General features: G+C 53.3%; 19 protein-coding genes. All 19 read right to left on the reverse strand.

Going from position 1 to position 24,424, the window contains the following annotated elements; translation table 11 throughout:
* Positions 1-650: 650 nt before the first annotated feature.
* On the reverse strand, positions 651-1,601 hold the full coding sequence (gene ribF / locus LPA02S_RS04365) for a riboflavin biosynthesis protein RibF (protein WP_054649827.1): 951 nt from the start codon (positions 1,599-1,601) through the stop codon (positions 651-653).
* A gap of 10 nt (positions 1,602-1,611) precedes the next feature.
* Positions 1,612-2,550, reverse strand: coding sequence for a tRNA pseudouridine(55) synthase TruB (truB, locus tag LPA02S_RS04370; protein WP_056956399.1), 939 nt, complete (start codon positions 2,548-2,550; stop codon positions 1,612-1,614).
* Positions 2,551-2,554: 4 nt separating this feature from the next.
* A complete protein-coding gene (locus LPA02S_RS04375; protein ID WP_056956400.1) occupies positions 2,555-3,301 on the reverse strand; it encodes a TerC family protein in 747 nt (248 codons plus the stop codon).
* Between the two features lie 316 nt (positions 3,302-3,617).
* Positions 3,618-5,366, reverse strand: a complete 1,749-nt coding sequence (locus LPA02S_RS04380) for an oligopeptide ABC transporter substrate-binding protein (protein WP_082405357.1) — start codon at positions 5,364-5,366, stop codon at positions 3,618-3,620.
* A 185-nt stretch (positions 5,367-5,551) separates the two neighbouring features.
* Complete coding sequence (locus LPA02S_RS04385; protein WP_056956401.1) at positions 5,552-7,324, reverse strand: oligopeptide ABC transporter substrate-binding protein; 1,773 nt, start codon at positions 7,322-7,324, stop codon at positions 5,552-5,554.
* 125 nt (positions 7,325-7,449) lie between these two features.
* The gene (locus tag LPA02S_RS04390) at positions 7,450-8,385 is read right to left on the reverse strand and encodes an ABC transporter permease (protein WP_054649811.1); all 936 of its coding nucleotides are present in this window, start codon (positions 8,383-8,385) and stop codon (positions 7,450-7,452) included.
* Between the two features lie 11 nt (positions 8,386-8,396).
* Entirely contained in the window at positions 8,397-9,356 is a 960-nt protein-coding gene (gene opp4B / locus LPA02S_RS04395) for an oligopeptide ABC transporter permease (protein WP_056956402.1), read from the reverse strand.
* Positions 9,356-10,318, reverse strand: coding sequence for an ATP-binding cassette domain-containing protein (locus LPA02S_RS04400; RefSeq protein WP_056956403.1), 963 nt, complete (start codon positions 10,316-10,318; stop codon positions 9,356-9,358). The genes opp4B and LPA02S_RS04400 overlap by 1 nt, the downstream gene beginning before the upstream one ends.
* Positions 10,305-11,381 (reverse strand): ABC transporter ATP-binding protein, encoded by a 1,077-nt coding sequence (locus LPA02S_RS04405; RefSeq protein WP_054649809.1) that lies wholly within the window; start codon positions 11,379-11,381, stop codon positions 10,305-10,307. Before LPA02S_RS04405 ends, LPA02S_RS04400 begins: the two co-directional genes overlap by 14 nt.
* 178 nt (positions 11,382-11,559) lie before the next feature.
* The gene (gene rbfA / locus LPA02S_RS04410; RefSeq protein ID WP_054649807.1) at positions 11,560-11,946 is read right to left on the reverse strand and encodes a 30S ribosome-binding factor RbfA; all 387 of its coding nucleotides are present in this window, start codon (positions 11,944-11,946) and stop codon (positions 11,560-11,562) included.
* A 57-nt stretch (positions 11,947-12,003) separates the two neighbouring features.
* Complete coding sequence (infB, locus tag LPA02S_RS04415; protein ID WP_054649805.1) at positions 12,004-14,787, reverse strand: translation initiation factor IF-2; 2,784 nt, start codon at positions 14,785-14,787, stop codon at positions 12,004-12,006.
* Positions 14,788-14,806: 19 nt separating this feature from the next.
* Positions 14,807-15,106, reverse strand: coding sequence for a YlxQ-related RNA-binding protein (locus LPA02S_RS04420; RefSeq protein WP_054649803.1), 300 nt, complete (start codon positions 15,104-15,106; stop codon positions 14,807-14,809).
* Positions 15,103-15,402, reverse strand: coding sequence for an RNase P modulator RnpM (rnpM, locus tag LPA02S_RS04425; RefSeq protein ID WP_056956404.1), 300 nt, complete (start codon positions 15,400-15,402; stop codon positions 15,103-15,105). Before rnpM ends, LPA02S_RS04420 begins: the two co-directional genes overlap by 4 nt.
* Before the next feature lie 11 nt (positions 15,403-15,413).
* Positions 15,414-16,616: a transcription termination factor NusA gene (gene nusA / locus LPA02S_RS04430; protein WP_056956405.1), complete on the reverse strand. Its 1,203-nt coding sequence runs from the start codon at positions 16,614-16,616 to the stop codon at positions 15,414-15,416.
* 17 nt (positions 16,617-16,633) lie between these two features.
* Positions 16,634-17,107 carry a ribosome maturation factor RimP gene (gene rimP / locus LPA02S_RS04435; protein ID WP_054649801.1) on the reverse strand — a complete coding sequence of 158 codons (474 nt, stop codon included), beginning with the start codon at positions 17,105-17,107 and terminating at the stop codon, positions 16,634-16,636.
* A 361-nt stretch (positions 17,108-17,468) separates the two neighbouring features.
* A complete protein-coding gene (locus LPA02S_RS04440) occupies positions 17,469-18,254 on the reverse strand; it encodes a Fic family protein (RefSeq protein ID WP_054649800.1) in 786 nt (261 codons plus the stop codon).
* Positions 18,244-18,456, reverse strand: coding sequence for a hypothetical protein (locus LPA02S_RS11635; protein ID WP_156302069.1), 213 nt, complete (start codon positions 18,454-18,456; stop codon positions 18,244-18,246). Before LPA02S_RS11635 ends, LPA02S_RS04440 begins: the two co-directional genes overlap by 11 nt.
* A 49-nt stretch (positions 18,457-18,505) precedes the next feature.
* Positions 18,506-19,621 (reverse strand): lactate oxidase, encoded by a 1,116-nt coding sequence (locus LPA02S_RS04445; RefSeq protein WP_056956406.1) that lies wholly within the window; start codon positions 19,619-19,621, stop codon positions 18,506-18,508.
* 284 nt (positions 19,622-19,905) lie between these two features.
* Positions 19,906-24,237, reverse strand: a complete 4,332-nt coding sequence (locus tag LPA02S_RS04450) for a PolC-type DNA polymerase III (protein WP_056956407.1) — start codon at positions 24,235-24,237, stop codon at positions 19,906-19,908.
* Between the last annotated feature and the right edge of the window lie 187 nt (positions 24,238-24,424).

The raw sequence follows: 24,424 nt of genomic DNA on the forward strand, positions 1-24,424 counted from the left end.
TGGGTTAGTGGGTTAGTGGGTTAGTGGGTTAGTGGGTTAGTGGGTTAGTGGGTTAGTGGGTTAGTGGGTTAGTGGGTTAGTGGGTTAGTGGTAGAAACTGTGTGCGGCGTTTGGGGTTACGGCTTACGCGTCCTGCGCCGTGATTGCTATACCCGCACGCTCCGGCCGTTCCGGCCTCCCACGAAGTTTATAGCCCGAGAAAACCACTCGGTCTATAAACTTTGCCGCCCTACGTCGCTGCGCTCCTAGGGCGCTCTGGGGTCACAGCAACCACGTCTCCGGACACGACGCCTCCACCCCAAACGCCACACAGTTTCTAGTTAAATAGTAAAGTAACCATCAATTCTTCGAAAACTCGAAATCTCTAAATGACTTGATTGTAAGGAATGATGAAATTATTTTCCATGCCAAGCAATCCAAATAATCAGTCAAGCAAACCTTGGAACAAGGACTATAAACTACTATCCGTAAATCTACTAGCATTTATAGGGAATTCGGCCGTAACGGTTATTTGATAACCATTTACACGGGCGAGAGCGTGAGGCCTGTAGCCGGTCATGACCAACGCCCACTCCACCTCCGCCATCAGTTCATTCCGACCAGCCACTTGCAATCAAAAACACCCGCCATCATCAGCGGGTGTCCTCTACCTATACTTGTGGATGTTGCGCCAAGTATGTCCGGCTGTTCGCCTCGTCCTGGTGCAACTGCTTAATCAGTCCCGCAGCGCCGTCAAACTTCACCTCGCCGCGTAAACGGTGGTACCACTCAACGGTGACCGTCTCGCCGTACACATCCTGGCTGAAATCGAACAGGTTTATTTCCACCGTCAAGGCACGTCCAGCGCCAAAAGTCACGTTGTAACCGACCGAAGCCATTCCCCCGTACCACTGGCCGCGCACACGGACCCGCGTTACATAAATACCGACCCCGGGGACCCATTCGTGTACGGGTGTCTCGATATTTAGCGTCGGAAAGCCCAACTCACGCCCGCGGGCCTCACCGTGGACCACTTTGCCCGTCGTCTGGTAACCGTAACCCAACAGCTCGTTGGCCGCGTCAATATCGCCGCCAGCCAGCGCCGTGCGGATGCGCGTTGAGCTAATCTTGTTGCCCTGCATTGTCTGCTCAGGAACCGTAATCACGTCGAACCGCCCGCGCGCGTAGCCGGGGAGTAACTCCATGTTGGCCACATCGCGCTTGCCATACGTGTAATCAAAGCCGGCTACGACCACCGCCGCTTTGAGGCGCACCAGGTACTGATCCACAAATGCCTGCGGCCCCAGGCGGGCGAACTCCGGCGTGAAGTGCGCCACGTAGAACAAGTCGACCCCTAAACCTGCTGCCAACTCCTCCTTGCGCGGGAGCGTTGATAAGTATTTAAAGGTCGCCTCGTCGGCATCACCATACACTACTGACGGGTGCACGTTAAACGTCATTAATGCCAACGGTGCGTGCCGCTTATCGGCCTCCTCGCGGGCACGACGAATAACCGCCTGGTGACCCCGGTGTAGGCCATCAAAGAAGCCCAGCACCAGCACAATTGGCTCTCCTGGTATCTCAGCATCGGTTAATGGCCGCGTAATATCAATTCTTTGCACTACAATCCCTCTATTCTTGGTGCCGGCGGCCACTGCGAGTCGCGCGTGGCACCGTGTTGCCTAAGTACATCGTTTCGGGTTTGTACGCCCCGTCGACGAACCGGTAAATCCCCTTCATGACGTTATCGCGATACACACGAATACGTGGCGCCGTGGTTTCCTGAGTTAAAAACGAGTGTCCGTGCTGCACAATCTGCCACTGGGCGTCGGTTAAATCAAGTGCTGGTAGCTCACCGTACGCCCAATCCACCCCGTCAATCAAAGTATCCACGGTGCCGTCCGCAGCTGCCTGCGCTAGCTGCTCTAACGTCACGCTGTCGGCCAGAGCAAAACCACCACTTTGTTGCCGCGTCAGTTGGCTCATCACGGCCGCGAAGCCTAGCTTGCGACCTAGATCAACGGATAAAGTGCGGATGTATGTCCCCTTGCTCACCGTTGCCCGAAAAGTAAACGACTGTGTGCCAGCATCGGCATCAAAGCTGGTTGCGGAAGTCCGCACGAACTCGCTAATATGCGCGTGGCGCTCCGGGCGGGCCACCGTTTCGCCAGCCCGCGCGTATTCGTATAGCCGCCGTCCGTTAACGCGGACCGCGGAGTACATCGGTGCGACCTGAATAATGTCGCCGTTAAACGTGGCCATAGCGGTGTCAATCGCATCATCTGCTATCGGAGCCGTCAGCGGTGTGCGCGTCACCACCTCGCCATCCAGATCCTCGGTAGTGGTCGCAAAGCCCAGAGTTACCTCGCCAGTGTATACCTTGCCTCCACTTTGGAGCTGCGTAATCGCCTTGGTGGCCGTCCCAATTGCTAGCGGCAACACGCCGTCAACGTTCGGATCCAACGTGCCACTGTGCCCAATTTTTTTGATGTGCAAAATTTTCCGTACTTTGTAAACCACGTCCGCACTGGTCATGCCGCGTGGCTTGTTAATTGGTAGTAATCCGTCCATTCGTCTAATCCTTTGTCTGTTGTTGACGCCTCTGCGTGTGGTTGTGCCATAGAATCGTGATGACAAACGCCGCTAACACAAAGACGCTAAACAATACGTTGGGCACCTCTATGTCAATTTGGGGGAGGCTCAGAAATAGTTTGACCGCAATCACCGCGATGAGCACGTAAGCCATGTAAAGTAACTCCGGCACCCGGGCAATGAGCCCAATCATTACCTGCGCAACAAACCGCATCGCGAGAATCCCAATACAGCCGCCCAATAGCACAATCACTGGGTTATTATCGATGGCCAAAGCCGTGAGGATGGAGTCCACCGAGAACACAATGTCCATCAACTCGACCGTCGCTACGGTGCCCCAAAAGGAGCGTTGCTTACGCGGTTGCTTTGCCCCATTCGCGCTTTCAGGATGGTGCTGTTCGTAAAAAAAGTGCACCGACATGTACAGTAAGTAAACTGCACCTAGTGCCTTAATGCCCCAAAAACGCATCAAGTACGTACCCATACCGATTGCGATAAAGCGGAAAAGGTAGGCACCCCACAATCCGTACACCAGGGCTTCTTTTTCCAATTTCTGGTCGTGGAGCCCCTGCGTTTGGGCGGCCAAAACCACGGCGTTATCGACCGACAGCAAACATTCCATAATGGCCAACATGAGGATTGTCAGTAAGCCGGAGCCGGTCATGACGGCGGCATGCCAGTCACTGGCCGCAAAGAACGGGCCGTATAATTTTTCGATTAAGTGTACCATGCGTCAGGCCCCCGTTTAATTCGTACTAATATGCATTATAGCTTATGCAGTCCCCCACTGGCTATCGCTTTGTGCCGGTAAAAAGAGAGTGGACCACAATGCAGTTAGCTCCCGAGCACTAACGTAATAAGGCAGATATTCCCGAACTTAGGAATATCTGCCTCATTGTGTTAGACACAGGGAGCTGCATTGTGGTCCACGTTTGTAGGTAGGCTTCTCACCATAACTCTAATTGGTCAGAAGTCGGCCGGCGTCGATGTTCGTCGTTTTCTCGAAGCAGCGAATTATGGCCGGGCCCCTTCCTAATTAGCGTTAATTAACGGGATGCACTCGTTACCGCAACGTCATCCCAATGGTTATCAGGTTTGAGCGACAAATCCTTCACCCGCGAACTAACCGGCAGCACCGTGACGCCATACGTCAACGGCGCAACGGCAGCTTCATTCAGCATGTACTTTTGCCACCGCTTGAATACGGCCACGCGGTAACCGTCGTTAAACGCTCGCGACCCGTCTATTTCTTCAAGCAGCTGCGTATTGCGCTTTGAAACAAAGCGGCTAAAGTTATACGGCGCTTGGGGGCCGTACAGTGCCATCGGTGACGGTTCAGCCCCCAGCGACCACGAACCCGCGATGATATCGATTGTAGCGGGGTTAGCCGCCACCATCTTATAGAAGGAGTTGAATTCGATTGGTCGCCCGGTAGTGAGGCGCACCCGCAGGCCCACTTTGCGCCACTGTTGCATGAAATCCGCGTACATCGCGTCGCTCGTGTCGTCACCCTGCATGACGGCTAAGTGCACGGTCAATTTGTGTCCGTCAGGATCCGTCCGGTAGCCGTCCTTGCCCTTCCGGTACCCTGCCTCATCCAACAACTTCCGCGCCCGCGTGCGGTTCAGAGTGTACCCGGAAGTCCGGAGGTGATAGCGACCAAAAGCAGTGGGAATGAGCGTGGTGCCTCGCGTCCTGGTGCCCGGATACAGCTTTTTGACCACCGCATCCACATTTAACGCGTACAGCATGGCCTGGCGCAACTTCTGATTAGCCATTTTGGCGTGTTTATTCATCACGTTACGCCCAGTCTTCTGGTCAAAGTGGCCCAGGTTAAATGCCAAATAATCGTATGACATTGACTGATCCGTGAGCATCGTGTACCCCGATGTACGCCGATAGTGCGTGTATTGCGCGCTGGGCATACCGAAAACCACGTCATACTTCTTCGCCTTCAACGCCGCGGTAGCTTTACTACTAGCCAACGTTTCGACGTTCACGTGCTGGAGGTGCGGCATCCCCCGGTAATAGTAACGGTTGCGGGCATACCGCACCGACTGCCCGTTAACCACTTTGGTCATGCGGAACGGGCCAAAGGTCAGCAGTTGACTGCGCATACGGGAACTCTTAGCTAGGTCGGCGAACGGAATGTTCTTCAGGTAGTGGTATGGTTCCGCGTACTCCCAGATGTAACCATTACCGGTCCGCTTCATGCCCGGCTTTAGTGCCTTAAAGTGCAGTATAACGGTACGCCCGTTATCACCTTGGGGTAAATTGATACCGCTGATACTCTTCGCGGCGCCAGCGTGGTAGGCAGCCATCCCCTTAATGTTAGCCAAAGCGTCCGTGTAGCGAGACGAATTTGACGCCTTGTTAGCTAAAATCTCGTAGGCGTACTCGACGTCCTTTGCGACCACTTTGTGCCCATCCGCCCACCGCACATTGCGGCGTAATTTGATGGTCGCCGTACGCGCGTGACGGTTCAGCCGCAGCGTCGCCGCCCCGTTCTGGTTGAACGTGTAGTCCCGGTTGACCCCAAAGAGGGGCTCCAAGCCAAACTGAGCAAAGTTGAGGTCCACGGTAGTCTCAGCAAACTCCGGCGCAAACGTACCCGTGAACGGAGAATTGCTGACCACGGCGGCGTCAAGCGTGCCACCCTTAATCGCGGTGTGATTGTTCGTTGTTCGCACGTGCATTGACGGCGATTTGCCAGCAGCCTGCCTACTCCCACAAGCTGCCAAAAGTAGCGTTAACGATCCCAGCATTATTAATCCCGTTCGTAAACGGTTAGTCATAATTAATTATCGACCCTTCCAGAAATCCAATATATTTTCCCCGCGTGTTCCCTAACGCTCCCCGAACAGTATAGCTCACGGTGTGCGCGGACAACAGTTAAATATCGGTGATAACGCAAACGGCCCACCCCGAGATGGGGGTGGGCCGTTACGATCTTGAAAACTGGTAGAGCGGTGGTCACGGTTTAGCGACTAGTGCTAGTAACCGCAACGTCTTGCCATTGTGCATACTCTTTGTCAGCAGGTGAGATTGCATAGTTCTTAACCCGGGTGCTAGTTGGGTAAATCGTGTTGTAATACAGCGTTGGAACAACGGCTGCTTCATTCAGCATGTACTTCTGCCACTTCTTGAATGCCTTAACACGATATGCGGTGTCAAACGACTTCTCACTGTCGATTTCGTCGAGTAACTTAGTGTTTTCCTTAGAGGTAAAGCGACTAAAGTTATATGGGGCATCCTTGGAGTACAGGTCCATCGGCGATGGTTCGGAGCTTAACTGCCATGCCGCTGCGAATACGTCAATGTCGGAAGTATTGTTTTCGACCTTGTTGTAGAAGGCGTTGAATTCGATTGCGCGACCCGTAGTGAGCTTAACGCGCAGACCGACCTTCTTCCACTGCTGGATGAAGTCCTGGTACATTGCGTCACTGGTATCATCATTCTGCATTACAGCAAAGTGAATGGTCAGTTTCTTTCCCTTAGGGTCAGTACGGTATCCGTCCTTCCCCTTCTTGTAACCAGCCTTGTCCAGGAGGTTCTTAGCCTTCTTGAGGTTCAAAGCGTAACCCTTGCTGTCAAGGTGGTAAGAGCTAAATGCAGGCGGGATCAGTGTAGTTGCCCGCGTCCGAACCCCAGGATAGAACTTCTTGGCCACTTCATCCAGGTTCAGCGCGTACATCATTGCTTGACGGAGTGAACGGTTGTTCATCTTGGCGTTCTTATTCATAACGTTGGTGCTAGTCTTGGTATCGTATTTGCCCAAGTTAAACCCAATGTACGAGTACTGCAAAGCTTGCTGACCAACCATCTGGTAGCCCTTCGCGTTTTTGTAATTCTTGTATTGTGATGCTGGTGTATCCAACACAATGTCGTACTTCTTTGACTTAATCGCGGTAACCGCCTTTGCAGGAGCCAGCACCTCAACATTAACCGCCTTGAGCTTAGGCGTGCCTTTGTAGTAGTACTTGTTGCGAGTAAACTCGACGGACTGACCACTGACAACCTTACTAAATTTAAATGGTCCAAACGTCACGGGGTCTTTACGAACCTTGTCGCTCTTAGCGAGATCGCTAAACGCAACGTCCTTGAGGTAGTGGTACGGTTCTGCACTTTCCCAAATATAACCATTGCCTGACTGCTTCATCCCGGGCTTCATTTGCTTGAAGTGGAGGACAACAGTCTTACCATTGTCACCATCTGGTTCAGTAATACCAGAAATGTTGTTGGCACTACCCGAATGGTATTCTTCCATACCCTTTATGTTTTGCAGTGAGTCAGTATAGCGCGATGATTTGGAGTTCTTGTTCGCGATAATCTCGTACGCGTACTCCACATCCTTGGCCACAACGGGCTTGCCGTCCGACCAGGTAACGTTTTTCTTAACCTTGATGGTGGCTGTCTTTGCCTTACGGTCCAGCTTCAGGGTTGCGGCGCCTTTATCCGTGTACTTATAGTCCTTGCCAACGCCAAACAGACTTTCAGTGGCAAATTGCATGAACTGGGCGTCAGAAGCGTTATCAGATAACTCTGGAGCAAAGATCCCAGCGATTGGAGAGCTGGATACCTCCGCCACACTCAGCGTGCCACCTTTAATCGCCTTTTTATTGTTGGTGGTAGACGACTTCATTGATGCTACAGCACTCTTCGTACTCGTTGAACTATTTGACCCACACGCCGCCAGGGTCAATGCCAGAACGGCGGTCATCGCACCCGCCATATATTTGGAACGTTTCTTCATTCTCAAATCCCCTTCCCAGAAAAAATCCCGAAGTAACTACCCACAAATAATTAATAATTTCTAACTTCAAACTAATTATATACACATTATTAACAAATGCAACCGCAATTTTAATTTTTTTGCAATTATCCACGCCGCTGCCGTGCGTTAGCTGCACGCTTCAGTGCCTGGCCAACCGCATTAATGGACAACGATAGCGTCAGCAACAGTACCGCTGCCGGCAACCACACCCACCAATAGTCGATGATCGTCACGGGATCATTCGCGTACCCGATCAACGTCCCTAGAGACGGCTGTGAGGCGGGTAGCCCAAAGCCCAGGAAGGACAGCCCGGTCTCAATACCGATGGAACTCGCTACCGTCAGCGTCAGGTCAGTGATGACAAAGGAGCTGATGTTGGGCAACACCTCGCGGAACATAATGACCACGTTCGGCGTCCCCGACGTCTTGGAGGCCATCACGTACTCCCGCTTCGCCTGCGTCAGAATCTGCGAGCGAATTAGTCGTGTGGTGGACGTCCAACTGAACAGGGTCAGAATCCACACCAGCTTCAGCGGGTCCAGATTGTTGACCAATTGGGCCAGGATGATGATGATCAGGAAGTGCGGCAACACCATCCAGAAATCGACGATGCGCATCAGCACGTTATCAATTGCCCCACCAAAGTAGCCCGAGACGGTTCCTAAGACAATCCCGATCAACTCGTTCAGAATCGCGACCGAAACCCCAATGAAGATTGAGTTCCGTGCGGCTACGAACAGGTAGTGGAACATATCCCGACCACTAGCGTCCGTACCCAGTATGTGGCCGTCCACTCCGGGAGCCAGGTACCGGTCGAGCACATTCACCGTCGTGACTTTGTCAGCGGACCAGATGATGCCACCCACAAAGGCGCCCAGGATAATCACCACCGCAATGGAAAACGCGACGATGGCGAATTTGTCCTTCAAAAACTCACGTACCAGCACCCGCATTGCAGAGGGGGTGACCAGCGTATCCGCGTCAACGTTCGCGACGCCCGCAGCGACAACCTGCGGATTTTGCTTCTTGCGTGAAAACATAAACACCCCTCCTATTCAATCCGAATGCGTGGGTCAACGATGCTCATGATGATATCGGAGAGCAGGTTACCCAGCAGCGCCAGCAGGCCAAACAGCAACGTGAGCGCGGTAATGACCGAATAGTCACGACCCGCAATCGAGTTGACGAACAGTTGGCCCATCCCGGGGTAACTGAAGATGGTTTCAACAAAGATGGACCCACCCAGCAGTCCGGTAATGGAATTACCCATGAACGCCGCAATCGGCAGAATGGAGTTGCGCAAAATATGGCGGTTGAAAACCACCTTTTCCGGGACCCCTTTGGAACGCGCCGTCCGGACAAAGTCCTCGGACGTGTTGTCAATCACCCCGGAACGTAAGTACAAAATGATGCTGGACGTGCCCAGCACACCCGCCAAAATGGCTGGCAAAATCATGTGCCGCAGCTGGCTCAGCATGACGGCCAGGCCGCCGTTAGCGCTGAGCGAGACGGATCCGGTCGTCGGGAACCAGTTCAGCACGTAGCCAAACAGCCAAATACCGAACAGGAAGAAGACGAACGACGGTAAAGACAGTCCCACGTATGAGTACAACTGAATCGCCTTGTCGCGCTTCGAGCCTTCATACCGACCGGCAATCACACCCAAAGGGATGGCAATTGCGTACACAATGATCAGGGTCAGCAGTGACAGCCAGAAGGTGTTAACGGCACGTTCGCCAATCAACCCGGTCACGGCGCGCTTGTAGGAGTAGCTTTGCCCCAAATCACCGTGGAATAGGTTAATCAGCCAGTGCCAATACTGAATCCACCACGGGTCGTTCAGCCCGTACTCTTGGCGCAGGTGGGCAATTTGTGCCGGGTCGGTCTGCGGCGTAATCGCGCCGGTTAGTGGATCGCCGGGCATCATCTTGGCGAGAATGAAGATAATCACACTCAACAAGAAAATTTGCGGAATCATGACCAGGACGCGTTTGAGAATTGTCTTCCACATTACTCGACGCCCCCCTTGTTGGCCGCCAAAGTCGCATCAGGCAGCGCAACGTAATGGGTCGCGGACAACTGTTGCAGGTCCAGCACCCGCCCGTCGGCACCGTAGTAACGCGACTCCTCCTGCTTGAACTCCGCCTCCACGGCCCGCCGGTGTTGGCGGTCGGCCTCGCGTTCATCGGGATTAACCTCCGGAATGGCGGATAACAGACGCTTCGTGTAAATATGTTGTGGGTGCCGGTAAATGTCCTCCCGCGTACCGATTTCAACAAACCGACCGCGGTGCATGATGGCTAGGTTCTTACACATGTGCCGCACAACGCCCAGGTCGTGTGAAATGAACAGGTAGGCGATGTTGTATTCCTGCTGGATGCGCTTCATAAAGTTCAGCACCTGCGCCTGCACGGATAGGTCCAGTGCGGACACTGGCTCGTCGGCCACGATCAGCTTCGGGTTGGTCGCCACGGCTCGGGCCACACCGATACGCTGACGTTGACCGCCCGAAAACTCAAAGGGGTACTTGTACATCGCGTCCTGAGGCATCCCCACAATGTCGAGCAGTTCCTTAATGCGGTGCTGTTCCTCGGTGGCGCTCATGTTTTCAAAGTTACGGATGGGTTCCGCAATAATGTCCGCAATTCGTTTACGCGGGTTCAGGCTACTCAGTGAATCCTGAAAAATCATCTGCACATCTTTGTTGTACCGCAGATTGCGACGGGTCTGGGCCTTGGTGATGTCCTGACCTTCATACAGAATCTGCCCACTGGTCACCTTTTCCAGCCCCACAATTGCCTTACCAGTCGTGGATTTGCCGGAGCCAGATTCACCGATGAGGCCGTACGTCTCGCCCGGTTCAATGTCAAAGTTGATGCCATCAACGGCCAGCACGCGGTCCGTCACCCGGTTCCAGAAACCAGAACGGATGGGGTAGTGCACCTTTAAATCCCTAATTTCAATTAGTGCCATTAGCTACACCTCCGGCCGCAACAACGTCGTCATCTTCAAAGTGGAATGTGCGGTAACACGTACATTGAACCAGGTGCCCCGGTGCCACTTCGTGCATTGAGGGGTGCTCTTCGTGAGCAGAGGCCGGTATCCACGGAATTCGTTGGGCAAACCGACAACCGTCAATCTGCATGTGCTTCAAGTCCGGCACCGTTCCCTGGATAACGTGTAATTCATCGTCTTCGGAGTCCGCTTGCGGCATGGACCGCAGCAAACTGCGCGTGTACGGATGCTGCGGGTGGTTAAATACATCCCCCACGGTGCCCTGTTCGACGATTTGCCCAGCGTACATTACTGCCACACGGTCGGCCACTTCGGCCACCACACCCAGGTCATGGGTAATCAAGATAATACCGCTGTGACTTTCCTTCTGAATGTTAGCCAAGAGGTCCAAAATCTGTGCCTGAATCGTCACGTCCAATGCGGTCGTCGGTTCGTCGGCGATGATAATCGGTGGCTTGCAGGCAATCGCAATGGCGATCACGACCCGCTGACGCATACCACCAGATAGTTCGTGCGGGTATTGTCGTGCCACCCGTTTCGGTTCGGGAATGCCCACCTGGTCCAGCAACTCAAGCACCCGCTGTTGCCGCTCGTCTTTGTTCATATCCGTGTGGTAAACCAACGTTTCGGCAATCTGGTCACAAATCCGCATTAGGGGGTTCAAAGCCGCCAGCGGATCCTGGAAAATCATGCCAATGTCCTTGCCCCGAAACTGGTTGTACAGTTTTTCATTAAGATCGACTAAGTTGTAAGTGTTGTACTGAATCGTACCCGTCACGCGGGTGTTATGAGGATCGTGGAGCCCAATAATGCTAGTGGCGAGGGTGCTTTTACCACACCCAGATTCCCCCACGATGGCCAGTACTTCATCGCGGTGCAGCTCCAAACTTACGTCGTTCACGGCATCAAAGTAATCATCACCGTTACGAAAGGCCGTATGTAGGTGCTGAATATCTAGTAATACGTCATCCTTCTCTTCCACGAATATACCCCCTTCATTATTCTGTTGATGCCTAAACATAAAACCAACGGCACAACTTCTTAATTATTAATAATAGTGTGAATTCGATTAAATTTCAATGGACTTTTTGTGCATTTATAACCCATATTCACAGTAATAACAGAAAAAGCGCGGTCACCATAACGGTAACCGCGCTCAACGCGCATTAGCATAACAAACTATTTGTTAATGTTAATGACTATTTAGGTTCATTTTGATCCTGTTCAGCATCAGTCTCGGCGTCCTCCTTGTTGGCCTGCGCCAACAATTCGTCAATCCGGGCACCGTACTGAACCGATGTATCCTGAGCAAAGTGCAAACTCGGCACCTTGAACAACCGGATCCGCCGACCGACTTCACGCCGAATCAGGCCCTTAGCTTTGTTCAGACCCGCCAATACTTCCTCAACGTGCGCTGGTGAATCGTCCAACACGCTAAAGTAGATGGTCGCCTGCTGGAGGTCACCGGTTAACTGTACACCGGTGATGGTCACCCCATCCACACGCGGGTCGTTGACCAACTTCAGCAGAATGTCATCAACCTCCCGCTGAATCTGTTGCTCTACGCGTCCAATGCGATGTTTCATGATGATTGCCTCCTCACTGGTAATTACCGTTTGCTGCGGCTGATTGCCACAGCGTGACTACTTAACTGGCACCTGCTCCATCGTGTAGGCTTCAATTTGGTCGTCAACCTTAACGTCGTTGTAGTTTTCGATGGTGAGCCCACATTCAAACCCACTCTTAACTTCCTTGACGTCATCCTTGAAGCGACGTAGACTCGCTAGCTTGCCTTCGTAAATGACGATACCGTCACGAACCAGGCGTACGCCGGAGTCACGCGTAATGCGGCCACTATCAACCAAACAACCGGCAACCGTACCAATCTTCGAGACCTTGATGGTTTCGCGGACGGTTAGGGAACCAATCACCTTTTCCTCGTAAACAGGATCCAGCTGGCCCTTCATGGCTGCTTCAATTTCGTCGATGGCCTTGTAAATGACACTGTGCAGACGAATGTCGACATCCTCCTGCTCGGCCTGAGCCCGGGCTTGTGCGGTTGGCCGCACGTTAAACCCGATGATGATGGCGTTGGAAGCACTAGCCAGGGTCACGTCGCTTTCGTTAATGGCACCCACGGATTCGTGAATGATGTTAACGCGGACACCCTCGACCTCAATCTTCTTCAGCGAACCATCAATGGCTTCAACAGAACCCTGAACGTCGGCCTTGATGATGACGTCAACTTCCTTCATCTGGCCTTCCTTCATCGTTTCGAAGAGGTTGTCCAGAGTGACGTGTGAGCCTGCACGCCGTTCCTTATCCAGGGCACGGCTGGCACGCTCTTCACCAGCGGCACGAGCGGTCTTTTCGTCTTCAAAGACGATCAGCTTATCGGCAGATTGTGGCACGTCGTTCAAACCGGTAATTTCAACTGGCGTGCTTGGCGTTGCTTCCTTGACCCGGCGACCATGATCGTTGGTCATGACACGCACGCGACCGTACGTGTTACCAACAACGATTGGGTCACCCACACGCAGCGTACCCTGCTGAACCAGCACGGTCGCAACTGGGCCTTTGCCCTTGTCCAAACGGGCTTCGATAACGGTACCAACGGCCTTCTGGTCAGGGTTAGCCTTCAGCTCCAACACGTCAGCTTCGAGAAGAATCATTTCCAGCAGTTCGTCGATGTTCTTACCGAACTTGGCGGAAATGTTGACGAAGATGGTGTCGCCACCCCATGATTCTGGAATCAGTTCGTATTCGGCCAATTCTTCAATTACACGGTTCGGGTTAGCACCCGGCTTGTCAATCTTGTTCACCGCCACGATAATTGGTGCGTTGGCGGCCTTGGCGTGGTTGATGGCTTCAACGGTTTGTGGCATCACGCCATCGTCCGCAGCCACGACCAGCACCACGATGTCGGTGATATCGGCACCACGAGCACGCATGTTTGTGAAGGCCGCGTGTCCTGGCGTGTCCAGGAAGGTAATCAGACGGTCATTCAACTTAACCTGGTAAGCACCAATATGCTGGGTAATCCCACCGGCTTCGTCTTCAGTCACGTGCGTGTGACGCAGCTTGTCCAACAGCGTCGTCTTACCATGGTCAACGTGACCCATGATGGTAATAACTGGTGGCCGTGCCTGCAGGTTTTCCGTAGAAGTAGTTTCGGCTTCAAAGACCTTGTCCAGGTCGGTGATGTCTTCCTCAACCTTTTCCTCAGACTTAATACCGTAGTCTTCAGCAATCAACTCAATGGTTTCCTTGTCGAGACTCTGGTTTTGGTTAACCATAATCCCCAACATGAAGAGCTTCTTGATGATTTCAGCTGGTTCACGGTGCAGGATCTTACCCAGTTCCTGCGCGTTCATACCCTCACTGAAGACCAAAGTTTCTGGTAACGGCCGGTCTTTACGCTGTGGCATTGGCTTCTTTGGTTCAGTCCGCTGCTGACGGCGCTTCTTGTTCTTCCGCTTGCCCTTATATGGCGTCTCACGGCCAGTACCATAGTTACGCTGACGCGTTGGCTTTGGCCGGGACGACGTGGACGCAGCTGGCTTGCTGGCAGCCGAACGTGCGGGTGCGGCTGACTTAGCTGCTGGCTTGGCAGCCGATAGCGCCTGACGGGACTGTGATGTAGCTGCCGCGGACTTAGCCGCTGCACTCGACGGCTGAGCCGGGCGCTGTGGCTTTGGTTCCTCAAAGCGGCCAATCGGTGCGTTAGTAGCACGGAACTCCGTCTGCTGGTGCTGACGAAGACGCGCTGCCGCCGCCGCCGCGCGCGAAACACGTGGCATTGGTGCTGAAGCCTGGTTGTTGTTACCGCGACGGTTATCGTTGCGCCGGTTGTCATTGCGGTTGTTGTTGCCGCTACGACGGTTGTCGTTACGAGTAGCATTGCCGTTGTTCCCACCACGATTACCACCGTTTTGGTTACGGTTGCGGTTATCGTTCTGGGTACGGTTACCGTTACTACCCTGGTTCCGGTTACCATTACTCTGGTTCCGGTTGCCACTGTTGTTATTGCCGTTATGGTTACGGGTCGCATTGTGGTTGTTCTGCGTACCCGGGCGGCGAATAGCGCTGCGACTAATCAAAGTCTTACCATCAGCGCTCTTGTGCTGCGCGTGGCTAGTGCCCGGCTTTTTGGCCTCAGCACTAGCGGCGCTAGCTGGCTGTGCCTCTTTAGCGGGCGCGGCCTTAACTGGTGCTGCGCTGGCTGCAGAACTAGTTGGTGCCTTTGGGGCCGCCGTCGTTGCGGACGCACCCTTCAGTGCAGCACTCACCTTGCTAGCATCACCATCATCAATGGAATTCATGCTGGACTTAATACCGGTCAGGCCGGCCTTGTTTGCGGCTTCAATAACTTCTTTACTCGTGACGTTGTTCTCCTTAGCAAATTCGTAGATACGCTTTTTGCCCATCTCTTCACGCTCCGATCTTTTAGGTCAGTAGCTTACTTAGCGCTTGGGCGAATCCCGCATCGGCCACTGCAACAACACTGCGTTGGTGGCCGATGGCGGCGCTGAGCTCTGCGACGCTGAGTGGACTGGCCACCGGTACGTCGTAATAGCTACCCTTATCATTTATCTTCTTGGTGAGGTTGGCACTAGCATCACTGCCCAGTAGGACTAACCGCGCACGGTGATCAGCAATGGCGGCAAGCACAAAGTCCGTGCCCGTAACCAGTTGCCCCGCACGCTGAGCCAAGCCCACCATGTTGGTTACTCGTTCTTGGTTCATCCCTGCTGGCCAAACAGCTCTTGGCGAGCCTTCTGGTGGTCAACGTAGGCAAATAACTCGTCATAAAACGCCGGGTCAATTTTCATGCTGAAGGCACCCTCGATGACGTGCTTAGCCTGAGCCGCTTTGACGGCTTCCGGGTTCAAAGCAACGTAGGCACCGCGCCCCGACTGCTTACCCGTGGGGTCGATGGCCACGGTTTGGTCATCAACCTTCACGATGCGCACCATCGACTTCTTTGGCTGCATGGTGCCAGTCAGTAGGTCTTTACGCATGGGAACTTTACGTGGCTTCATTAGCCCACCCCCTAATCGTCGGTTGGCGTAGCGTCTGCTGTCGCTTCCGCGTCATCAGTATCATCAACATCCGGTGTTACGTCTGCCGCCACATCATCAGTTGCCACCGCGTCATCCGCCGCAACGTCAGTTTCTTCGGCCACGTCTTCCGCAGTTAACTCGTCGTCATCAACGAATTCAACTTCAGACTCAGGCTTAATGTCAATCTTGAACCCAGTCAACTTTGCGGCTAACCGGGCGTTTTGACCCTTCTTACCAATTGCCAATGACAGCTGGTAATCAGGCACGATGACCGTTGCACTACGTTCGTTGTCCTCATCGTTAAATTGCACGGCGATAACCTCAGCGGGGTTCAACGCGTTAGCAATGTAGTCCGACGCGTCATCTTCCCACTGCACAATGTCCATGTTCTCGCCGGCCAGCTCGTTAACAACGGCCTGCACACGGGCACCACGGGGGCCAACGGTGGTCCCAACGGCATCAACGTTTTCGTTGGTGCTACGAACGGCTACCTTTGAACGGTCACCGGCTTCACGGGCAACGCCCACAATCTCAACAGTACCATCATAAATCTCTGGGACCTCTTGTTCAAACAGGCGCTTCACCATACCGGGGTTAGTCCGGCTAACGAAAACCTGCGGACCCTTAGTGGCGTTCTCGACTTTGGATACGTAGACCTTGATGCGGTCGTGCATCTTGTAGTCTTCACGCTGCATCTGGTCGGAGCGTGGCATCACGGCCTCGACTTTGCCCAAAGACACGTAGACAAACTTGTTGTCTTTGCGTTCAACCGTCCCCTGCATGATCTCGTTCTCATACTGAGAGTACTCGTCGTACACGTTAGCGCGCTCGGCCTCGCGGACCCGCTGCATGATGACCTGCTTGGCCGTCTGCGCTGCAATGCGCCCGAAGTCCTTTGGCGTCACCTCAAACTTGATGTGGTCACCAATTTCGTAAGCCTTGTTAATCGCCATGGCGTCCTTCAGGCTAACCTCTAGACGGGAATCAAACACCTCACCCGTGACTTCCTTGACGGCGTACACCTTGATGTCGCCCTTCTTGGCGTCAAAGGTCACCTCAACGTTTTGGGCCTGGTTGTAGTTCCGCTTGTATGCGGTCTGCAAAGCCGTTTCCAGCGCGTCGATGACGATTTCCTTCTTAACGCCCTTTTCGGTCTCCAGAGCGTCGAGTGCTTCAATCATTTCTTTTGACATGCTAATCCTTCCTTTACCTAGAACTCGATGGCCAGACGTGCATTGGCCAGGTTATCCCGCGCAACGGTTACCGTGCGTGGCCGTCCCTTGACTTTGTAAGCCAACGTTAACTCGGTATCCGTGAGGTCCGTTAACGTACCTTCAAAGACCTTCTGCCCATCCTGTTTTTGGAACAGGCTGATGTGGATGAACTCACCCACAGCGTTGGTCAGGTCTTCCGCCGTTTTCAGCGGACGTTCTGCACCCGGGCTTGAGACCTCCAGGAAGTAGGCCTGCGGGATTGGGTCAGGTTCGATTGCATCCAACTGTTCGCTCAGCTCGTCGTTCACCAGCACACAATCATCTAGGGTGATGCCACCCTGCTTGTCGATGTATACACGCAGGTACCAACCCGCGCCCTCCTTCACAAACTCAATGTCGGTGAGGAAAAAGTTGTGTCGGTCAACAATCGGCTGAACAATTGCTGTCACCGTATCAACCACCGTACTCATTACTGTGCCCCCTTTCGGTCGTGACACCCGGCAATAAAAAGAGTGAGCATCGCTGCTCACTCGACCGAGGTCTTAAAATCAATTATTATTTTAGCACAGGAAATGCTTAGTGGCAAGCAAATTCACTTGTCAGCGCCGGTGAGTTGCGGCCTCAAGCTAATTTCGCAATAACATTTTCTGATCGGACGACACTAGTACAAACTTCCCCATGCATTTGCTGCTTAGACAGTACCAGTTGTTTCTTTATTGCTACAATCACGCACCTTGGTTACAACGATAGATTTTAACTGACATGCATTGACGTCACTCCGCTACTATCGCCACAGGCCAGGCATATCATTCTGTCGCTAGTCCTGAGAGTTTAATCCCGGTTAGCGCTGTTAACACCACCCTTGAATTGGGGCTTATACCGGCGCGTTGGTGCGTTAATTGTTTCCGTATCTTCAGCAGGTGGCACCTCGTTCAGCTGGCTTTGTCGGTCTTCTGGGCTCGGCAGTAACCTCATCATACGCTCAAAAGCAGTAGATTTTTCTTCCGCATTGTTAGCCACATAGTATCGCATCAAGGCAATTGTAAAATCAGCTCGGTCGAGATCGTTGAACGGAAGCACTAAATAATTTCCGCTGGCAAGTGTTCCGGCCGCAGCGTTTGCGGCAATGAGGGCAGTACGTTTATTACCATCTTGAAATGGTTGCAGTGCCGCCAAATCGGCAAATACGCGCCAAGCATCACGCTCAGTCCGACCGGAATTATTGAAACGCCCCACAATTCCATCAATATCAGCAGCCGTCACTACCTCAGGCGGAATATAGCTTTGTCTATGGTTCTGACCAAGAATAATCGCAATCCGGTCATCTTCATTGTAATAGGAGTTACGTAGATGACCTGGCATCCGTGGCTGATCAGCCGAGGGCGAATCAAATTGTTTGTTAATTGCGATAATACCGGCAGTACTGAATCCGACCGCTTTAATTGCAGCAATACCCTTTAATGCGTCACTGAATATAGCAATATCGTCAGCGTTTTGCCTGAGGGGCGCAGTGGTGCCCGCATCAAGTGCTTGCTTAGTTTGTAGAACTGTACTCCCGTAATTGTTTAGGCTTCCTAAAGAAGTGATGAAGCGTGCTAAAGCGGTATTATTTTCCATTACGGCCCCCCTTTTCGACGATAACAACAATACATAAATTATTACAACGTCCGTAGTCTTCATACTTTTGATTTATATCGTTACTTTCGCGTATACCAGAATCATTGTCAAGCGCCCCGCTTGTCAGCCGCGCAACCGGAACCACCACGCCAGTACGACCAGCCACATCCACCAATAAACTTTGCTTGCCAAAGCCAAGCAAAAAAACCGGCCCGCCACAACGTGACGAGCCGGTCCCCAAGTATTCTGAATTAGTCGTTGTACTGGAAATGGGTCAACGGAGCGTGCTTGACGTCCTCAATCGTCTTTGTGCCGGCCAACTGCATCGTAATTTCGAGCTCGTGGTCAATGGCTTCAAAGACGCTCTGGACACCCTCAGCACCGCCCAATGCCAGGCCGTAAATAACGGGACGACCAAATGCTACCAGGTCAGCGCCTGATGCCAACGCCTTGAACACGTGGCTTCCACGGCGAACACCAGAATCAAAGATAATTGGTACCTGGTGGTTAACCGCTTTAGCAATGTCGGCCAACACGTCGAAGGATGCTGGTCCACCGTTAAGCTGACGGCCACCATGGTTGGATACGTAGATACCGGCCGCGCCAGCGCCAATCGCGCGCAAAGCGTCCTCTGGGGACTGAATGCCCTTAACGATTACCGGCAGGTCGGTGTACTCGGCAATCCGACGCACATCGTCCGGACCAATCTTCTGGGCCGCAGCGGCGTAAATCTCACCGATACCCTGGCCCTTACCGTCACCAGAAGCGAACTTTTCAAGGTTAGCCATCGGAATTGGGAACTGGAAGTTGTTGATGATATCCTCCTCGCGGTAACCATCAACCGTGGCGTCAACCGTTAGAATGATTGCCTTAACGCCCGCCTTCTTGGCCTCGTCCAGCAAACTTTCGTTGAACGTCCAATCCTTGCTCATGTACAGCTGGAAGAACTGTGGAGCGCCATTCCCAGCCGCGGCCGTGTCGGCAATTGACGTCGAGCTGTACGTGCTCTGAGCCATCAGCCCGCCAACAGCAGCCACACCTTTGGCAGTATCAGTTTCGCCCTTCGCGTGAGCTAGACCCTGCGCCGCCGTTGGAGCCATCATTACCGGTGTCTTGAGGTGCAGGCCAAATACGTCGGTGCTCAGGTCCGGATGATCAATGTTCGATAGCGCCCGGGGAACGATCTGCGCGTGGTTGAAAGCCTGCGTGTTTTCCTTGAGCGTCCATTCGTCTTCAGCACCACCAAAGATATAACCGAAGCCGCCGGTAGGAATAATCTTCTTCGCCTCGCCCTCGAGGGATGGCAAGTTCAGAATGTTCAGCTTTTCTTCGCGGTCACTTTGTTCGTATCCATTTGTTAAAGTCATAATTGATCACCTTTCCCGTTGCAAGTTGTTTTGTTTACGAGATTTATTGTAGCACTTACTTTTTATAAGTAAACAGAAAACACCAAATTTCCGCCATAATTTGCATTAATAGCTGATGGTGGCGGCAAAAAATGCATCAGCGAGTCGCAAAATGCACCCACACACCGCGCCCGAAAATCATCAAGTAAACATAGCAAACAAGCGTGGGCCACCGGCATCCAACTGCCGGTGATCCACGCTTGTGGTTGCAAACCAAAAAGTCTGCGACTCTCACACATTCTTATCTAAAACAGATTATCAAATAAACTGAGCTGATTTTCATCCGGCAACTCGTCCAGGACATGCTGCGTGGTCATGTAGTCAATCAAAGTTTGCGAGACCTTGGCCCGCTTAGCCAGATCCTCTTTGGAGAGGAATGGCGTTTCTTCGCGCGCCGACACAATTTGCTTGGCCACGTTCTCACCTAGACCAGGAACTGCACGGAATGGTGCTAGTAGCGTGTGGTCGTCCACAATCTGGAAATCGTGCGCATCACTACGCTCAATGTCCACCATGTTGATTTTAAAGCCACGCTCCAGACACTCGTTAGCAATCTCCAGGATGGTTTGCAGGTTCTTTTCCTTGGCGGACGCATCCCGGCCCTTATCGCTAATTTCCTTGATGGCAGCCTTCACCGCGTCTTTGCCCCGACACATTGCTACCAGGTCGAAGTCCTCCGCACGGACGGAGAAGTATGCTGCGTAGTACACCAGCGGGTAGTAAACCTTGAACCAGGCAATCCGCAGCGCCATCATAACGTACGCCGTCGCGTGGGCCTTCGGGAACATGTACTTAATCTTCAGGCACGAATCAATATACCAATCAGGCACGCTGTCATTATCCCGCATGGCCTGCTGCCACTCGTCAGGAATACCGCGACCCTTACGCACGTGTTCCATGATGTTGAACGCCATCGAGTCGTCCATCCCCCAGTGAATCAAGTCCATCATGATGTTATCACGACAACCAATGACGTCCTTCAGGGTGATGGTACCGTTCTGCACGAGTTCCTCGGCGTTGCCCAACCAAACGTCAGTCCCGTGGGAAAGACCAGAAATCTGCAGCAGCTCGGCAAAGGTGGACGGCTTGGTTTCCTCCAACATCCCCCGTACAAAGCGTGTCCCAAATTCCGGGATGCCCAGGGTACCCATCTTGGTGCCAATCTGCTCAGGCGTAACCTCAAGTGACTCCGTTCCGGAAAACAACTTCATCACGCCCGGGTCGTCGGTCGGAATTGACTTAGGGTTAACCCCGGACAAGTCCTGGAGCATACGGATCATCGTCGGGTCATCATGACCCAGCACATCCATTTTCAGAATGTTGTCGTGGATGGAGTGGAAATCAAAGTGGGTCGTACGCCAAGCCGCACTTTGATCGTCGGCTGGGTACTGGATTGGGGAGAAGTCAAAGATATCCATATTGGACGGCACAATCAGAATCCCGGCCGGATGCTGACCAGTTGTGCGCTTCACGCCTGTAGCCCCTTTGGCTAGCCGGTCCTCCTCCGCCCCACGGAAAACCTTTCCCGTATCGCGTTCGTAGGCCTTGACGTAACCATACGCGGTTTTATCCGCGACCGTGCCGATAGTGCCGGCTCGGAAGGCGTGGTCCTCACCAAACAAAATCTTGATGTAGTTGTGGGCCACTGGCTGGTAGTCACCCGAGAAGTTCAAATCGATATCGGGGACCTTATCACCGTGGAAGCCCAGGAAGGTTTCAAAGGGAATGTCGTGCCCGTCCTTGATGAGCTCAGCCCCACATTGCGGACACTTTTTGTCGGGCAAGTCAAAGCCGGAACCATACTCACCTTTGGTATAAAACTCACTGTACTGGCACTCCGGGCAACGGTAGTGCGGCGGCAACGGGTTAACCTCGGTAATCCCCGACAGCGTGGCTGCCAGACTAGACCCAACGGACCCACGGGAACCAACCAAGTATCCGTCCTTGTTACTCTTTAATACCAGCCGTTGCGCGATATTGTAAATCACCGCGAACCCGTTGCCAATAATGCTCTTGAGTTCCTTATCAATCCGGTTGGCAACAATCTCGGGTAATTCTTCACCGTACCACTGGTGGGCGGTGACCATAACGTCCTTTTCAAAGTTCTCGTTCACCCCAGGAATTTCAGGGGTGTACAACTTATCCTTGACGGGCGTGATATCGGCATCCACCCAATCTGCCACCACGTGCGTATTCGTCACAACGAGTTCCCGTGCAGTGTCGGCACCCATCCAGGCGAATTCGTGCAACATTTCGTCCGTAGTCCGGAAATGTACGTCGGGTAGCGGGTAACGGTTAAGGGGGTTAGCACCACCCTGACTGTTAATCAAAATGTGACGGTAAATAGCATCGTGATCGTCCAAGTAGTGGGGGTCACCGGTTGCCACCACCGGCTTGTCCAAGTCGTGCCCAATCTGCACAATTTTGCCGATGATATCCTTCAGGTGCGCCGGCCCAGAGACTAACTGACCCTCCAGCAACTGGGAGTAGTTAGGGAGTGGCTGTACTTCTAGGTAGTCATAGTACTTAGCCTTATCCGCGGCCTCAGCCGTCCCCTTTTGCATCATGGCCGTAAAGACTTCACCACGATCACAGGCCGATCCGACGATGAGCCCTTCACGCAACGCGTTCAGACGACTGCGTGGCACGCGCGGAACCCGGTAATAATACTGGGTCATGGATTCGCTGGCTAGTTTGAAGAGGTTCTTCAGACCCGCCTGCGTCTTTGCAATGACGATTGCGTGGGTCGGACGGGCGCGCTTGTACGCGTCACCCTGACCGACCAGCGCGTTCAGTTCGTTCAGTTTAGTCCAACCGTGAAGCTCGTTAGCCTCCTTGAACATCGCGTACATTACGTAGCCAGTAGCTTCGGCATCCGCGTTCGCTCGGTGATGGTTTTCCAGCGAAATGTTGTACCGCTTGCTCAATGCATCCAGTTTGTGGTTCGACAACTCAGGGTGTAGCGAACGCGATAGTTCCAATGTGTCAATGACAGGTTGGTCAATTGCTGGCGCCCCCATCCGGTCGTACGCCGCGTTGAGGAAGCCCACATCAAACGTGACGTTATGGCCGACCAGAATGCTATCCTGGCTAAACTCGATAAACTTTTGCATCACGTCGGCTTCCTGACCACCCTGCTGAACCATCTCGTTAGTGATGTGGGTCAGGTTAATGGTGAAGTCCGATAACGCAAAGCCGGGATTGATCATCTCTTCAAATTCATCAATCACGGCACCGTCGCGCATCTTAACCGCAGCCAGTTCAATGACCTTGTCGTAGACCGCCGACAACCCGGTAGTTTCAACGTCAAAGACAACGTACGTCTGGTCATTCAGTACGGCTGGCTTGTCCGCTCGGTACGCAACCGGCGTCCCGTCGTCGACCAGGTTAATTTCCACCCCGTAGAGCATTTTTAGGCCGGCCTTACTTGCGGCCGTGTGGGCTTCAGGGTACGCCTGCAAAACGGCGTGGTCGGTGACAGCGATGGCTTCATGGCCCCACTCGGCTGCCCGGTTCACGTACTCCGAAATGCTGGGAATGGCGTCCATCTGGCTCATGTTGGTGTGCAGATGAAGCTCAATCCGCTTTTCACCCTCGGCCGTGTCTTCGCGGTCCGCGTGGCTCACCTCAACCACATCCTGTGCGTTAACAGTCAGCTCGCGGCTGTAGCTGTCTTCCTGGACACTACCACGCACGCGCAACCACATACCCTTATGGATTTGGTCAAAGACGGCCTCGTCGTTCGCGTTGTTACTAAATTTCTTGACCAAAAAGCTGCTGGAGTAATCCGTCATCTTAAAGGTAAGCAGCTTGCGTTTGCTCCGCAGTTCGCGCACCTCAGCGTCGAAAACGTATCCCTCAATGAGTACGCGTCGTTCCTCTTCGTTGATGGTCACCATCTGTTGCGGTTCATCATCGGCTTTGATATTACGACCTAGCTGTACCTTGACGTTCTGCTGCCGATCAGCATTCGCTGCCTTGGACTGCTGGATGGTCGCTGCCGCACGTTCCGCCAGGGCAGCGGTTTCCTCCGCTTTCTTAGCGTTAAAGGCCTCTAGGCTAGCGGCTTCTGCGGCCTGATCAACCACTGCGCGCATGTGTAGGCCACCAAAGCCGACATCGTGGTACGCATCCTCAAGCGCAGGAATTCCTTGATCCGAAAAGAAGCGGGCCACCACGTCGTTTTCAACGCTAATGGTAACGTCGTGACCTTGGATGGTCGGGACAACGCGGTCACACTGCTGCCGCACTAATGGTGAGGCCACGGTCGCGTGCTGCACGACGTACTCCCAATAACCGCGCACAAGGCCCTCGTCATACTGGGGATGGGCGACCTCAATGTGTACGGTGACGGACGCAATATCCTTAAACGCGGCCGCTAGTGTGTTACCGAACTCCTTAAAGAGTGCAAAGGGTAGTATTTCACCCATCGTAAAGGTGAACTCGTACCGCCGCGACTCTTTGTGCACTACAACCTGGTCGACGGTCGCGCTATTGAACGCCGGGGCGTTGGTGATTCCCGGGTCCAGGTCGATCTGCTCGACCAGTTTTTCAAACATCTCGCGCTTACTGAGCATGGCAAAAATCCTTCCGTTGGTTGGCAAATAACTAACCATCATTGTAACGCAAAGTCGGTTGGTAAATCGACCGTCACCTGACAACTAAATTGGGGCCCGTGCTGACAAAGTGGCGGCGGGGTTGCAGCTTACGGGCCCTGCGGCGTGGATTGCTGCAGTAGTGGTTATCGGCGGCGTTGGCCGGGTT

The organism is Lacticaseibacillus pantheris DSM 15945 = JCM 12539 = NBRC 106106 (assembly GCF_001591865.1).
Lineage (GTDB): Bacteria > Bacillota > Bacilli > Lactobacillales > Lactobacillaceae > Lacticaseibacillus > Lacticaseibacillus pantheris.

Bases quoted from the DNA above. Each gene is read 5' to 3' on its own strand.
- truB (WP_056956399.1), bottom strand. From the start codon at position 2,550: ATGGACGGATTACTACCAATTAACAAGCCACGCGGCATGACCAGTGCG.
- LPA02S_RS04375 (WP_056956400.1), bottom strand. From the start codon at position 3,301: ATGGTACACTTAATCGAAAAATTATACGGCCCGTTCTTTGCGGCCAGT.
- LPA02S_RS04380 (WP_082405357.1), bottom strand. From the start codon at position 5,366: ATGACTAACCGTTTACGAACGGGATTAATAATGCTGGGATCGTTAACG.
- LPA02S_RS04385 (WP_056956401.1), bottom strand. From the start codon at position 7,324: ATGAAGAAACGTTCCAAATATATGGCGGGTGCGATGACCGCCGTTCTG.
- LPA02S_RS04390 (WP_054649811.1), bottom strand. From the start codon at position 8,385: ATGTTTTCACGCAAGAAGCAAAATCCGCAGGTTGTCGCTGCGGGCGTC.
- opp4B (WP_056956402.1), bottom strand. From the start codon at position 9,356: ATGTGGAAGACAATTCTCAAACGCGTCCTGGTCATGATTCCGCAAATT.
- LPA02S_RS04400 (WP_056956403.1), bottom strand. From the start codon at position 10,318: ATGGCACTAATTGAAATTAGGGATTTAAAGGTGCACTACCCCATCCGT.
- LPA02S_RS04405 (WP_054649809.1), bottom strand. From the start codon at position 11,381: ATGTTTAGGCATCAACAGAATAATGAAGGGGGTATATTCGTGGAAGAG.
- rbfA (WP_054649807.1), bottom strand. From the start codon at position 11,946: ATGAAACATCGCATTGGACGCGTAGAGCAACAGATTCAGCGGGAGGTT.
- infB (WP_054649805.1), bottom strand. From the start codon at position 14,787: ATGGGCAAAAAGCGTATCTACGAATTTGCTAAGGAGAACAACGTCACG.
- LPA02S_RS04420 (WP_054649803.1), bottom strand. From the start codon at position 15,106: ATGAACCAAGAACGAGTAACCAACATGGTGGGCTTGGCTCAGCGTGCG.
- rnpM (WP_056956404.1), bottom strand. From the start codon at position 15,402: ATGAAGCCACGTAAAGTTCCCATGCGTAAAGACCTACTGACTGGCACC.
- nusA (WP_056956405.1), bottom strand. From the start codon at position 16,616: ATGTCAAAAGAAATGATTGAAGCACTCGACGCTCTGGAGACCGAAAAG.
- rimP (WP_054649801.1), bottom strand. From the start codon at position 17,107: ATGAGTACGGTGGTTGATACGGTGACAGCAATTGTTCAGCCGATTGTT.
- LPA02S_RS04440 (WP_054649800.1), bottom strand. From the start codon at position 18,254: ATGGAAAATAATACCGCTTTAGCACGCTTCATCACTTCTTTAGGAAGC.
- LPA02S_RS04445 (WP_056956406.1), bottom strand. From the start codon at position 19,621: ATGACTTTAACAAATGGATACGAACAAAGTGACCGCGAAGAAAAGCTG.
- LPA02S_RS04450 (WP_056956407.1), bottom strand. From the start codon at position 24,237: ATGCTCAGTAAGCGCGAGATGTTTGAAAAACTGGTCGAGCAGATCGAC.